The following is a 12,864-nucleotide window of genomic DNA, read 5'->3' on the forward strand; positions in this document are numbered from 1 at the left end:
GGTCCCGGGCGGGTGGGCGGAACGGCACGTTCTCTGTGGGCGATGGTCCCAAGACCGCGGGTGCCCCGGGCTGCCACGCTGAGGAGATGGGGCGACCGAAGGGAGCAGTGTCATGCAACACCGTACGGTCGAGGACCTCATGACCCACGGCGTCGTCCGGGCACGTCCGGGCACGTCGTTCAAGAGCATCGCGAAACTGCTCTCCGACCATGACGTCACCGCTGTTCCCGTGGTCGACGACCTGGACCGTCCCATCGGGGTCGTCTCGGAGGCCGACCTGCTGCGCAAGGTGGCCGAGCGTCCCGACCCGGCCGGCCTGCTCCCCCACCTCTCCAACGGGAACACGAACCGGGTGGACGAGGTGACCGCCGAGCACCTGATGTCGGCGCCGGCCGTGTGCGCGCATCCGCAGTGGACCGTCGTGGAGGCCGCGCGCCTGATGGACATCAACCACGTCAAGCGGCTGCCGGTCGTCGACGAGGCCGGGACCCTGGTGGGCATCGTGAGCCGCGGCGATCTGCTGCGCGTCTTCCTGCGCCGGGACGAGGCGATCTACGAGGAGATCACCGGTGAGGTCCTGGCGAGCACCTTGGGACTGACCTCCGCCGACGTGGCGGCAGGCGTGTCGGACGGCCGGGTCACCCTCAAGGGGACGGTCGAGTCGAAGGGGCTCATCGCGGTTGTCGAGCGGCTGTGCCGCGGTGTCGACGGTGTGGTCTCCGTGGTCTCTGACATCACCGCCCGCCGGTCCGACGGCGCGCCCACAGCGTCCGCCTGACCTCGACCGGCCCCGGCGGCGCGTCAGGCGCGTTCGGGCACGACGGCCACCGGACATGCCGCGTGATGCAGCACCCCGTGGGCGACCCGGCCGAGCTGGAGGCCGAAATGGCCGTGGCGGCGCCGGGCACCGACGACGAGCAGGCCGGCCTCGCGGGAGGCGGCGAGCAGCACGTCGCGGGCATGACCCTCGACGGTGCGCCGCATCAGTTCAAGGCCGGGCGGTGCGTCCCGCAGTGCCTCCCGCAGTGCCTCGGCCTCCGGCCGCGTCTCGGGAGCGGCCGGCTCATCGGACGGCAGCGGGTGGCCGTGGCCGGTGGGCGCGTGTGCCGGGTGCCGCCAGGCCCGTACGGCTTCCAGGGGCACTCCGCGCAGGCCGGCCTCCTCGATCGCGAACCGTGCGGCGGCCGATCCTTCCGGCGGCTTGTCGACGCCGAGCACGACACGGCCATGGGCTCCCGCGCGGGCCCGGTCGTCGTGGCTGTCGCGCAGCACGATCACGGGGCAGTGGGCGTGCCCGGCGACGGACACACCGACGGAACCGAGGACCGCCTCGGTGAATCCGCCGCGGCCCCGGCAGCCCAGCACCACGGCGAAGGCCTTGCCGCTCTCACGTACGAGCCCGCGCTCCGGCTCCTGGGGCAGCACGTCGGTGGTGACCCGCACACCCGGCTGACGCAGCCGGGCACGCTGCTCGGCCGGACCGAGGACGTCCCGGGCCATCACCTCCTCCAACGGCCTGCCGAGTTCCTGGGCGAGCAGGGCGCCTTCGTAGCGATCCCAGAGTGAGGCGTACACCAGCCGGAGCGGTGTCCCGCGCAGGGCGGCCTCGTCGGCGGCCCAGTCCACGGCCCGCAGGCTCGGCCCGGAGCCGTCGACGCCTACGACGATCGGAAGGTCCATCGTGCTCACCGTCGGGTGCCGAAGGGGAAGGGGGTACCGGGTCAGCCGTGCGCGACGACGGCGACGGGGGCGGAGACGTGGTGCAGCACGGCATGGGCGACATGGCCGATGTGGGCGCCGAGCGGGCTGGTGCGGATGCGCCGGCCCACGACCACCAGGGAGGCGTCGCGGGAGGCGGTGACGAGGACCTGCGCGGCGCTGCCGCTCCGGCTGGCCTCGATCACCTCGGTGTCCGGGAACTTCTGCCGCCAGGGACGCAGCACGTCGCCCAGCGCGGTGGCCTGTTCACGCTCCAGCGAGTCGAAGAGTTCGGCGTCGCCGTAGAAGCGGTAGAACGAGGTGGGCGGCTCGGCCCAGCCGTGCACGACCCGCAGGACCGCGCTCCGGCGCACAGCGGCGTCGAAGGCGAACTCCAGCAGCGTCTCGTTCGGTGTGCTCGTGTCGAGTCCGAGCACGACCGGCCGGAAGGGTGCTCCGGCGGACGGAGGGCCCGCCGCGTCCGGCCGCTGCTCGTCGACGGCTTGCTCCCCGCTTCGGACCAGCACCACGGGACGTGCGGCATGGGCGACGACGGCCAGGCTGACCGAGCCGACCATGAATCCGCTGATCCCGCCGAGGCCCCGCGAGCCCAGCGCCGTCAGCTCGGCGGCGTCCGCGGCCACGCGCAGGGTCTCAGCCGGCTCCCCGGTGAGCTGATCGGTGATCACCTCCAGCCCGGGGTGGCGCTTCTCGACCTCCTGGGCCCACTCGGCGCCCGGCGGCGGGGCGGACGGGTCAGCGGGCTCGGAGGTGTGCTCCCGTACGTGGACGATCCTCAGCGGCAGGCCGCGCAGCAGCGCTTCGCGGGCCGCCCACTCCACCGCGGCCCGGCTCTCGGGCGAGCCGTCGAGTCCCGCGGTGACGGTTCGGACCATCGTCTCCACCTCCCCTGATGACGCTCCGATTCCAGCGTGGTGATGCCGCGGTCACGGGGTCAGGGGCCGCAGGTCCCTGCGGGGGGCCGACCGGCCCCGGTGACCGGAGGTCCCCTCCGCGGCGGCACGGAGTCCGGGACCAATGGCCCCTGGCACCGCGGTCGAACCAGGGCTTCCATGGGGACAGTGGCGGCGCTCCGCGCGCCACCGCGGCGAGGAGGCGAGGCCGTTGACCGCGCCCGCACCGACACGGCGAAGCGGGCCGGACGCCCACGTCGGGCGTCCGACACCCGCGCTTGGCCCGGTACCCGCATCCGCCGCCGCGACGTCGGCTCCCGACGAGCTTGTGGCTGGAGGCGAACATGTCCCGACCGAGTGAGCGCCGACCGATCGTGGTGGGCGTCGACCCGGACTCTTCCCTGCGCATGGCGCTCGCCTGGGCGGCCGACGAGGCGTCCCGCCGTCGGCTGCCGTTGCGCGTGGTCCACGCCGAGGGCGTGCCGACCGGCGGCTTTTGGGGGCAGCAGGCTCCGCCGTCCTGGGAGGAGTGGAACGAATCGTTGCACGGGGCCGGAAAGCAGATCCTCGAGGACGCCCTGGAGTACGTCACGGCCCGCTACCCGGACCTCGAGATCGACGCGCTGATCGCGGAGGGCGACGCCGTCTGGGTGCTGCGCGAACAGAGCCGCTCCGCCACGGCGGTCGTGCTGGGGTCGCGGCACCTGAGCCGGGCGGAGGAGGCGGTCGGCTCGGGCTCGGTCGCCCTGCCGGTGGTGGCCCGGGCGGAGTGCCCGGTGGTCGTCGTGCCCGAGTCCGAGCCCGTCACCCAGGAGCCCGCGCACTACGTCGTCGGCGTCGACGGCAGCGAACGTTCCGCCGCCGCGGTCGACGTGGCCTTCGCGGCGGCCGCCCGGCGCGGGGCCCAGCTGCGGGCCGTCTACGTCTGGCACCCGGGGCCCCTGAGGATCTTCGACGAGCACGCGGCGCAGGCGGAGGGCCGCAGGCTGCTCTCCGAGACCGTGGCCGGCCGCCATGACCGCTTCCCGGAGGTGGACCTGCGTCACGAACTGATCGTCGGGCATCCCGTGCAGGCTCTCGCGGACGCCTCGGCCCACGCGCTCGGTCTGGTGGTGGGCACTCGTGGGCGCGGGGGCTTCACCGGCATGCTGCTGGGCTCGGTCAGCCAGGGAGTGCTGCGCCACGCCCGGTGCCCCGTCGTCGTCGTTCCGGGCGCGTGACCGAGGGCGTACCCACCCGACACGACCCGGCCTTCGTTCCCCGCGGACCAGTCCCTCGGGGACCGATGCCGCCTGCGAAACCTCGCTCCCGACTGTGTGAGGTGAGAGCCTGGTGGCGGGGTCCGTCCGCAGAGGGGACCGGAGCATGGGCGTGTCTGGGCTGCCTCACAGCGACAGCGTGGCCGATCCGTTCGACCTGACGACAGCCGCACTGGTGATGGTGGACGCGTCGGGGCTGGTCGAATGCTGGAGCCCGCAGTCGGAGAAGCTGCTCGGGTACGCGGCGGCGGAGGTACTCGGGCGGCCGGCGGCGGACGTGCTGGACATCCCGGACGGGCTCACGGCACTGATCGAGGGCCGGCTGGTGGCCGACTGCTGGGAGGGCCTCGTCCCGGTGCGCCATCAAGCCGGTCACACCGTGGAGCTGGGACTGCGGGTGCGCGCCGTGCCGGCGGCCGGCGGGGGCAACCGCCTGCTCGCCACTCTGTGCGGGGCCGACGCCCTGAAGCGGTGGGAACTGGGCCAGGCGGCCCTGCGCGGACTGCTGACACAGTCACCGATCGGCATCGCCGTGCTCGACGCCGGGCTGCGCTACGAGTGCCTCAACGAGGCGCTGGCCACCATGGAGGGACTGCCCCCCGGGGACGGCGGCGGCCGCCCGGTCCCGCGCCCGGACGTGCTGGGGGCCGTCGAGCGGCAGGCCAGACGGGCGCTCGTCTCCGGGACGCTGCTGTCGTCCGTCGAGAACGTGGCGCCGCCCGAAACGGTCGGGCCGCCGAGCGGGGAGCATCTCAGGCTGCGTACGTCCTTCCCGCTGCGTGCCCGGACCGGTACGACCCTGGGGGTGTGTCAGACCGCCGTCGACTTCACCGACCACGACCGGGGGCGCAGGCGGCTGATGCTGGTGAACGAAGCCGGCGAGCGCATCGGCACGACCCTCGATCTGGGACGCACCGTGCAGGAGCTGGCGGAGGTGCTGGTGCCCCGGATCGCCGACTTCGCGGCGGTGGACCTGCTGGACTGCGTTCGCCCACCGGAGGATCTGGCCGCGCGCCCCCGAAGCGGCAGAGGCGACCTCTACCGGGCGTCCCACCTGTCGATCCGCGCCGACCATCCCGAGGTGATCGTCCCGATCGGCTCTCCGACCCGGTACCCGGCGCAGTCCCCGCAGAGCCGCACTCTGGCCACGGGGCTGACGGTGCGGGACTCGCTCCTCACCCTCGCGACGTCCTGGCTCGTCAAGGACCCGCTCCGGCGGGAGAAACTCCGCCGTCTGGGTGTGCACTCCCACATGGTGGTCCCGCTGCGCGCGCGGGGCGTGACGGCGGGCGTGGTCACGCTGCTGCGCTGGGAGAACCCGGAGTCGTTCGACGACGACGATCAGCTCCTCGTCGAGGAGCTGTCCGCGCGGGCGGCCGTGTGCGTCGACAACGCGAGGCGCTTCGCCCGCGAGCACAGCGCGGCACTGGCCCTGCAGACCAGTCTGCTGCCCCCCGCGCTGCCGGACCTCAGTGCCGTCGAGGTCGCCTACCGGTATCTGCCGGCCGATGCCGAGGCCGGTGTCGGCGGGGACTGGTTCGACGTCATCCCCCTGTCCGGCGCGCGCGTGGCGCTGGTGGTGGGCGATGTGGTGGGTCACGGCATCCACGCGGCGGCGAGCATGGGGCGGTTGCGCGCGGCCGTGCAGACACTCGCCGACATCGACCTGCCGCCGGAGGAACTGCTGACCCACGTCGACGACCTGGTCCTGCGTCTGTCGGAGGAGGCGGAGGCCGCCGAGGACGGTCCGCTGGTCATCGGCGCGACCTGTATCTACGCCGTGTACGACCCGATCGCGCGCAAGCTGCGGGTGGCACGCGCCGGGCATCCCGGTCCGGCGATCGCGCATCTGCGTGAGCCCGTGGAGATTCTCGACGTCCCGGCCGGGCCGCCCCTCGGGCTCGGTGGGCTCCCGTTCGAGTCGGCCGAGTTCGAGGTGGAGCAGGGAAGCGTCCTCGCCCTGTTCACCGACGGGCTGATCGAGGCGTCCGACCGCGACGTGGACGCCGGTTTGGAGCGTCTGTGTTTCGCTCTGGCGCATCCGGACCGGCCGCTGGAGGAGATCTGCGACACGATGGTCCGTACCCTGCTGCCCGACCGGCCGCCCGACGACGTCGCCATTCTCGTGGTGCGGACCCGCAGCCTGGACTGCGACCGGGTGGCGTCCTGGGAGATCCCGTCGACCCCGGCGGCGGTCGCGGAGGCCCGCCGCGAGGCGGTGGCCCGGCTCGGCGAGTGGGGCCTGGACGACATGGCGTTCACGACGGAGCTGATCGTCAGCGAGCTGGTCACCAACGCGGTGAAGCACGCCCACGGGCCCATCGGCGTCCGGCTGATCCACGACCGCACCCTCATCTGCGAGGTGTCAGACGCGAGCAACACCTCCCCGCGGATGAGGCGGGCCCGGTACTCCGACGAGGGCGGTCGCGGGCTGTTTCTGGTCGCACAGCTCGCGCAGCGCTGGGGCACCCGCTACACGGCACACGGCAAGACGATCTGGACGGAGCAGCCACTGCCCGTCCGGGTTCCGGACACCGCGACGTCCTCGCCCGCTGTCCGGCAGCCGGTGCCCGACCCCCCGGACTGACCGGGACTGACCCGGCTCGCCCGCTGCGGGCGGCGGTGACGGCGGTGACCTCGTACATTGGAAACGTGGGTGTCACCGCCGCCGACGGGGAGCCGACCGCGGATCAGGTCGACTACGCGGCTCTTTTCGCCGCCACCCCCAGCCCCTATCTGGTCCTCAGCCCCGATCTGCAGATCGTCGGCGTCAATCAGGCGTACTGCCGGGCGACCGGCCGCACGCGACGGGACCTGCTCGGGGAGTACCTCTTCGACGCCTTCCCGGACAACCCCGCCGACCCCCAGGCCGACGGGGTCAGCAATCTCTCCGCGTCCCTGGCGCGGGTGCTGGCCACGAAAGAGCCGGACACCATGGCCGTCCAGCGCTACGACATCCCCGTCATCAGTCGGCCGGGCCACTTCGAGGAGCGCTGGTGGTCCCCGGTCAACACTCCTGTGCTCAACCCCGACGGGCGGGTCACCTGGATCATCCACCGGGTCGAGGACGTGACCGCGTTCGTCCATCACCACAAGGAGCGGCACCGGGACGCCACCGCCAGCCCGCCGAGCCTGCGGGAGACGGGCGTGGAGGCCGAGTTGTACGCCCGCGCCAAGGAGCTGGAGCGCCTGAACGAGGAGCTCCGGCGCGCCCACGCCCGCGAGCGCCAGGTGGCGATCACGCTCCAGGAAGCCATGCTGCACTCCCCCGACCTGGCCCGGCACTCCGATGTGGCGGTGCGCTACCTGCCGGCCATCGGCTCGCTGAACGTGTGCGGTGACTGGTACGACACCGTCGACCTGTCCGGCGGCCGTTTCACCGTGACCGTCGGCGACGTGGTCGGCCACGGCCTGGAGGCGGCCACCGTCATGGGGATGCTGCGCAGCGCGCTCTCTGCGGCCAGCCGGGCCGTCGCGGGTCCCGCACAGGCCCTGGAGGTCCTGGGGTTGTACGCGCGCTCCGTCGACGGCGCTCTGGCCGCCACCGCCGTGTCGGCCCTGGTCGACACCCAGGCGCAGATGATCATCTACTCCAGCGCCGGGCATCCGCCCCCGGTGCTGATGCACCCCGACGGCTCCTGCCAACTGCTGGACCAGGCCACCGATCCGCCCCTGGGCGCCCGGCCCGCGCACGTTCCGCGGCCGCAGGCCGGCACCCCCTACAACCACGGGGACGTCCTCGTCCTCTACACCGACGGCCTGATCGAACGCCGCGACGAGGACATCGACACCGGCCTGCATCGCCTGACCGAGACACTGGCCAACTGCCTCCGGCTCAGCCCCGAACGCCTGGCCGACACCCTCCTCGCGCGTCTGGGCCTCAGCCATGGCGCGCGGGACGACATCGCTCTGATCGTCGTCGGGTTGTGAGGCCGGCTCCCGGCTCGGCCGTGGCCGTGGCCGTGGCCGTCTACGGAGTGTCAGCGACCCTCTTGCATGTTCTATGCCATACCCCATAAGTTACCGACAGGTAGCTCGTCGGGGCAACCCTCGCGCTCCGCTGCCGGGAAGGTGGTCGACTGGTGAGTCCGCGCAGGAGCGAGAGTCGTGACCGGATGATCCTCAGCACTGCCGCGCTGCTGCGTGAGTACGGTGCGAGTGCGACGAGCATCGACCGGGTGCTGGCGCACAGCGGAGCCCCTCGTGGCTCGGTGTACCACCACTTTCCCGGCGGGCGGACGCAGTTGATCGACGAGGCGGTGGCCCTGGCGGGGGACTTCGTCGCGGGGCTGATCGACGCCGCCGCGGAGGCCGACGATCCGGTGGTGGCCGTGGACGCGTTCTTCGCGCTGTGGCACGACCGGCTCGTGGAGAGCGGCTTCCGGGCCGGCTGCCCGATCGTGGCCGTGGCCGTGGAGACCAACGACGACGCTCCCCGGTTGGCCCGCTCCGCGGCCGCCGTCTTCGCCCGCTGGCAGGAGGCTCTCGCGGGCCTGTTCGTCCGGCACGGTCTGACCGAGGAGCGCGGCCGGAGGCTCGGCGCGTTCGTCATCGCCGCGGTCGAAGGCGCGGTGATCATGTGCCGTGCCGAGCAGAGCACCGCGCCGCTGGAGGCGGCCGCCGCCGAGATCCATGACCTGCTCGTTCACGCCCTGCGCCAACGCCCCCCGGCATGACCGCAGACCTCACCCCTTGAAACAGCTTCATCCGCTCAGCCCGAAGGAGTCGCCATGCCCTCGCTCGACCGTCAGGACAACGTCTTCGTCCTCGACCTCGGAGACGGAGAGAACCGCTTCCACCCCGACTGGATCACCACCGTCAGCGCCGCACTGGACGAGGTGGAGAAGGCGGAAGGCCCCCGCGCCCTGGTCACCGCCGCCACGGGCAAGTTCTACTCCAACGGGCTCGACCTGGACTGGCTGTTCGCCCATGCCGACCAGCACCAGGACTACGTCGTCTCCGTGCACGAGCTGTTCGCGCGGATACTGTCGCTGCCGGTCATCACCGTGGCCGCGCTGCAGGGGCACACCTTCGCCGCCGGCGCGATGTTCTCCCTCGCCCACGACTTCCGTGTCATGCGCGCCGACCGGGGCTTCTGGTGCCTGCCCGAAGCGGACATCAACATCCCCTTCACCCCCGGCATGGCCGCCCTCATCCAGGCCCGCCTGGCACCGCGGACCGCCCACGAGGCCATGCTCACCGCCCGCCGCTACGGAGGCGAGGACGCCGCGGCCGCCGGCATCGTCGACCAGGCCGTCGCAGAGGACGCCGTCCGCACGACCGCCATCGAGATCGCGGCGGCGCAGACGGGCAAGGCCGGCGACACGCTCGGCACCATCAAGGCCCGCATGTACGCCCCGGCCCTGGCCACCCTGCGCGACACCACCAACCCGCTCGGCTGACCACCCACCCGCTCGGCTGACCACGGTCCCGCCGACCGGTACCGGCGCGCCGAGAAGTTCCTCACCGCGGCCCGCGCCCTGCGAGACGGCTGGAAGGACGGAGCCGTCGCCGGTTCCGCGGGCGCACCCGCCTGGCCGGCGTCCGGCGCCGTACACCAAGTGCGCCATCGCGGACCGCGGTTCGACGTCGAACTCGTTCCGACCCTGCCGCGCAGCGCCCAGGGTCATCCCGTCGTCCTCCAGACCGGGGACTCGGGCGAGGGACGCGACTCCGCCGCCCGCAACGCCGACGTCATCTTCTCCGCGCACGGCAGCGACTTCGACGACGCACCGGCCTTCGCCGAAGACATCCGGCGCCGGCTGCGGGCGGCCGGACGGCCCGACGCCGACCAGCGCATCCTGCCCGGCACCGAGATCATCCTCGGCGCCACTGAGGAGGAGGCACAGGAGACCGAGGAGGAGGCGCAGGAGAAGGAGCGCTGGATCCGGCTGCAACAGGTCGCCCCGGCAACCGCGGATCGCCGGACTGCCGCGGGGCATCGACCTGTCCGGCCGGGACGCCGACGGGCCGCTGCCGAACCCGGTCGTCACCGAGAACGACGGCTCCTTCGGCGCACGCCGCATCGCCGACCCGCGCACGGTGGTCGCCGTACGGCGCGCCAAGGCCGAGGAGCGCGGCCGGTCGCTGCGCCAGACCGTCATCGCGCTCGGCCCGCGGCGCGGGCACGTCGGCACCGCGTCCGGCCTCGCCGACAGGTGGAGTACACCGGTACGACGCTGCGCTCGCGCCTGGGGCTGCGCGAACCCCTGACCCACCGCTCCGCGCCCCACCGACCACAGGCGAGCTGACCGGCCCGGAACCCGCGGGCGCCTGCACGGGGCATCCGGTGCCGTCACGAGCTTGTCATGTGCGAGCCGGAATGGCCGTTGCGCGGGCGCCGGTTGCTCTGTGTATGACCATCGGAGTAACGCTCTTCCTTCAGGACCGGATCGACAGGACGGTGCGGCTCGCGCGGGAGGCTCACGAGGCAGGCCTGCGCTCCGCATGGTTCGGGCAGACCTTCACGTACGACTCCCCCTCGCTGGCCGCGATCGTCGGCCGCGAGGTGCCCGGACTGCATGTGGGGACCGCCGCGATCCCCGTGTTCGGCCGCCATCCGCTGCTCGTCGCGAGCCAGGCCCAGACGGCCCAGGCCGCCACCGACGGCCGCTATCACCTCGGGCTTGCTCTGGGCACCAAACACCTGACCGAAACCGGCTTCGGCATCCCGTACCAGCGCCCCATCGCCGTGCTCCGCGAGTTCCTGACCGCCCTGCGCCAACTCGTGGAGACGGGCAGCGCCGACTTCCACGGCGAGCTGCTGACGGCCTCCACACCGCTGTCGGCGGCGGTACCGGGCGCCGAACCACCGGTGCCGCTGCTGGTCGCCGCGATGGGGCCGCAGGCGCTGCGCGTGTCCGGCGAACTCGCCGACGGCATCCTGCCGTACCTGGCGGGACCGCGTGCCCTGGCCGAGCACATCGTCCCGGCCGTCACCGCCGCGGCCGAGGCGGCGGGCCGGCCGGCACCCCGGATCGTGGCCCTCGTGCCCGGCGTGGTCACCGCCGACACCGAGGCGGTACGGCAGAGCGCGACCGAGGCGCTCGCCTTCTACGAGCGGTTCCCTTCCTACCGCCGTGTCATCGAGCTCTCCGGCGGCACACGGGCCGCCGACCTCGCCGTCATCGGTGACGAGGAGACCGTCGCCGCCGAGGTGCGCCGGTACCGCGAGGCCGGGGCGACGGAGGTGGTGTTCACCGCGACGGACCTGGGCGGAGAAGAGGCCCGACGCCGCACCTGGGGGCTGCTCGGAGAACTGGCGAAGGGCTGAGACCCGGCACCGGGCACCCGGCGCGGCCGCGAACGGATTCGACGCGCGGGCCGACGGGGGCAGGCGCCGCCACGACACCTCCGAAGGACTGTGGCGGCGCCTGCCGTGTCCGTGCTCGTCACGTCGTCACGCCGCTGTGGGGTTCGGACGCAGACGCATCGCGCCCTGGCCTTGCTGACCACCCAGGGGTACGCGGGACGGGACGCAGTGGTCCTGCCGTCGCTGTCGACCGACTTGGTGAGCAGGCCGGCCGCGGCTTCCCCTCGGTGACCCGGTCGACGAGCGCGGTCAGCGCAGGCGAGGAAACGTAGCCCGGTCGCCCCGGGACAAGACGCGTCGACGGGATTGTTGATGATTTGGTCGCCAAACACGGAGCCGGGGAGCGGCGTGCGGCCGCCTACTCGGAGTGCTCGTGGGCCCCGGCCTGCCGGCAGCGGACGGCGACGGCCGCGATGTCGTCCTCGAGCCGTCCGCCGCTGTAGTGCAGCAGGTCCTGGTGAAGCCGGTCCAGCAGCTCGCGGGGCGGCGCGAGGCCGAGCTGGCGCATCCAGTCGGGCAGCGGGAAGAAGCAGCCGTCGCGGTCCCGGGTCTCCGTTACGCCGTCGGTGTAGAGCAGCAGCTGGTCACCCGAGGCGAAGGCCACGGTGTCGACGGTGTACTCGTCCCCGAGGAGCGACGCGAGGTTGAGAGGGGGTGAGGGCGTGGTGGGCTCGAGGACGCGGATTTTCCCGTCCTGCACGAGCAGTGGCGGCGGGTGTCCGCAGTTGAGAACGCGGACCTGTCCGGCGCCGTACGGGATCTCGGCGATCAGGGCGGTGGCGAAGTGCTCCGGCTGGTCGGGGTCGAGGATCGCGACGCTGTAGCGCCCTATGCTCGTCTCCAGCCGATGGATGATGCCCTTGAGGTCGGGCTGGTCGTACGCGTTCTCCCGGAAGCAGTTGATCACCGCCGAGGCCGCCCCCACCGCCGAAAGCCCCTTGCCGCGGACGTCGCCGATGAGCAGCCGGACCCCGTACGGCGTGTCGGCCACCTCGTAGAAGTCGCCTCCGATCCGGGCCTGCTCCTGGGCCGCCAGATACAGCGACTCGATGTCGACGTCCTGGATACGGCGCGGCAGCGGGCGCAGCAGCACCTTCTGCGCCGCGTCGGCGACGAGCCGGACCTGGAACAGCATCTCCTCCCGTTGGAGCCGGAGATGGCTCGCATAGGCGGCCGCCAGAGTGACCGCGACGATCGCGGCGGCCGTGTACGGCGTCCCCAGGTCGGCGTAGACCAGGCTCAGCCCGATCATGACCAGCAGGCAGAAGGCCCCCAGCAGGATCGTCGGGAGCACGGGCCACAGGGAGGCGGCGAGCGCGGGCGCAGCGGGCAGGAGACGGCTGAAGGCGATCTCCCTGGGCGTGGCGAAGGCCAGCCCGGCGATCACGACGGTAAGGAACACGGGCGACAGCAGCACGGTCTCGTGTCGGCCACCGTACGGAGCCCGGTGGCGCCGATGCCGTCCTGTCCTGATCACAGAAAGTATCTTATCGGGGCAAAGTGGGCTTCGGTCTGTCAGGGAGAACGCGCCCTGCTGCTTTCGGTGGCCGGTGGCGAAGCGGCGCCGGACGCAGCGGGGCGGGGGGGGGGGGGGGGGGGGGGGGGGGGGGGGGGGGGGGGGGGGGGGGGGGGGGGGGGGGAGGGGGGAGGAGGGATGGCAAGGGAGGCGGGGAGAAAGAGG

The 12,864-nt window shown here is 72.8% G+C and carries 11 protein-coding genes; 8 read left to right on the forward strand and 3 right to left on the reverse strand.

Annotated features, from left to right (window positions below):
- Window positions 1-112 precede the first annotated feature (112 nt).
- Window positions 113-778: a CBS domain-containing protein gene (locus tag AC07CM_RS19140; protein WP_478877577.1), complete on the forward strand. Its 666-nt coding sequence runs from the start codon at window positions 113-115 to the stop codon at window positions 776-778.
- 23 nt (window positions 779-801) lie between these two features.
- Here AC07CM_RS19140 and AC07CM_RS19145 read toward each other — a convergent pair whose 3' ends face one another.
- Window positions 802-1,680: a universal stress protein gene (locus AC07CM_RS19145; RefSeq protein ID WP_478877578.1), complete on the reverse strand. Its 879-nt coding sequence runs from the start codon at window positions 1,678-1,680 to the stop codon at window positions 802-804.
- Between the two features lie 41 nt (window positions 1,681-1,721).
- Window positions 1,722-2,594, reverse strand: coding sequence for a universal stress protein (locus tag AC07CM_RS19150; protein ID WP_478877579.1), 873 nt, complete (start codon window positions 2,592-2,594; stop codon window positions 1,722-1,724).
- Between the two features lie 362 nt (window positions 2,595-2,956).
- Between AC07CM_RS19150 and AC07CM_RS19155 the strand changes: the two genes are divergently transcribed.
- The 7 genes from AC07CM_RS19155 to AC07CM_RS19185 all read left to right on the forward strand — a co-directional run bounded on the left by AC07CM_RS19155 (window position 2,957) and on the right by AC07CM_RS19185 (window position 11,144).
- Window positions 2,957-3,832: a universal stress protein gene (locus tag AC07CM_RS19155; RefSeq protein ID WP_478877580.1), complete on the forward strand. Its 876-nt coding sequence runs from the start codon at window positions 2,957-2,959 to the stop codon at window positions 3,830-3,832.
- 145 nt (window positions 3,833-3,977) lie between these two features.
- Window positions 3,978-6,458, forward strand: coding sequence for a SpoIIE family protein phosphatase (locus AC07CM_RS19160; RefSeq protein ID WP_478877581.1), 2,481 nt, complete (start codon window positions 3,978-3,980; stop codon window positions 6,456-6,458).
- Window positions 6,459-6,523: 65 nt separating this feature from the next.
- Window positions 6,524-7,801 carry a PP2C family protein-serine/threonine phosphatase gene (locus AC07CM_RS19165; RefSeq protein ID WP_478877582.1) on the forward strand — a complete coding sequence of 426 codons (1,278 nt, stop codon included), beginning with the start codon at window positions 6,524-6,526 and terminating at the stop codon, window positions 7,799-7,801.
- A gap of 185 nt (window positions 7,802-7,986) precedes the next feature.
- On the forward strand, window positions 7,987-8,547 hold the full coding sequence (locus AC07CM_RS19170; protein WP_478877583.1) for a TetR/AcrR family transcriptional regulator: 561 nt from the start codon (window positions 7,987-7,989) through the stop codon (window positions 8,545-8,547).
- Between the two features lie 54 nt (window positions 8,548-8,601).
- Window positions 8,602-9,273 (forward strand): enoyl-CoA hydratase-related protein, encoded by a 672-nt coding sequence (locus tag AC07CM_RS19175; RefSeq protein WP_478877584.1) that lies wholly within the window; start codon window positions 8,602-8,604, stop codon window positions 9,271-9,273.
- A 78-nt stretch (window positions 9,274-9,351) separates the two neighbouring features.
- The gene (locus AC07CM_RS19180) at window positions 9,352-10,122 is read left to right on the forward strand and encodes an LLM class flavin-dependent oxidoreductase (RefSeq protein WP_478877788.1); all 771 of its coding nucleotides are present in this window, start codon (window positions 9,352-9,354) and stop codon (window positions 10,120-10,122) included.
- A 104-nt stretch (window positions 10,123-10,226) separates the two neighbouring features.
- Window positions 10,227-11,144, forward strand: a complete 918-nt coding sequence (locus AC07CM_RS19185) for a TIGR03564 family F420-dependent LLM class oxidoreductase (RefSeq protein ID WP_478877585.1) — start codon at window positions 10,227-10,229, stop codon at window positions 11,142-11,144.
- 397 nt (window positions 11,145-11,541) lie between these two features.
- Here the strand turns inward: AC07CM_RS19185 and AC07CM_RS19190 are convergent, their stop codons facing one another.
- On the reverse strand, window positions 11,542-12,660 hold the full coding sequence (locus tag AC07CM_RS19190; protein WP_478877586.1) for a PP2C family protein-serine/threonine phosphatase: 1,119 nt from the start codon (window positions 12,658-12,660) through the stop codon (window positions 11,542-11,544).
- Window positions 12,661-12,864: the final 204 nt, after the last annotated feature.

It is taken from the genome of Streptomyces sp. NPDC044061 (assembly GCF_056434305.1).

Coding starts and splice junctions, on each gene's coding strand:
- AC07CM_RS19170 (WP_478877583.1), top strand. CDS start 7,987: ATGATCCTCAGCACTGCCGCGCTGCTGCGTGAGTACGGTGCGAGTGCG.
- AC07CM_RS19150 (WP_478877579.1), bottom strand. CDS start 2,594: ATGGTCCGAACCGTCACCGCGGGACTCGACGGCTCGCCCGAGAGCCGG.
- AC07CM_RS19185 (WP_478877585.1), top strand. CDS start 10,227: ATGACCATCGGAGTAACGCTCTTCCTTCAGGACCGGATCGACAGGACG.
- AC07CM_RS19155 (WP_478877580.1), top strand. CDS start 2,957: ATGTCCCGACCGAGTGAGCGCCGACCGATCGTGGTGGGCGTCGACCCG.
- AC07CM_RS19175 (WP_478877584.1), top strand. CDS start 8,602: ATGCCCTCGCTCGACCGTCAGGACAACGTCTTCGTCCTCGACCTCGGA.
- AC07CM_RS19140 (WP_478877577.1), top strand. CDS start 113: ATGCAACACCGTACGGTCGAGGACCTCATGACCCACGGCGTCGTCCGG.
- AC07CM_RS19160 (WP_478877581.1), top strand. CDS start 3,978: ATGGGCGTGTCTGGGCTGCCTCACAGCGACAGCGTGGCCGATCCGTTC.
- AC07CM_RS19145 (WP_478877578.1), bottom strand. CDS start 1,680: ATGGACCTTCCGATCGTCGTAGGCGTCGACGGCTCCGGGCCGAGCCTG.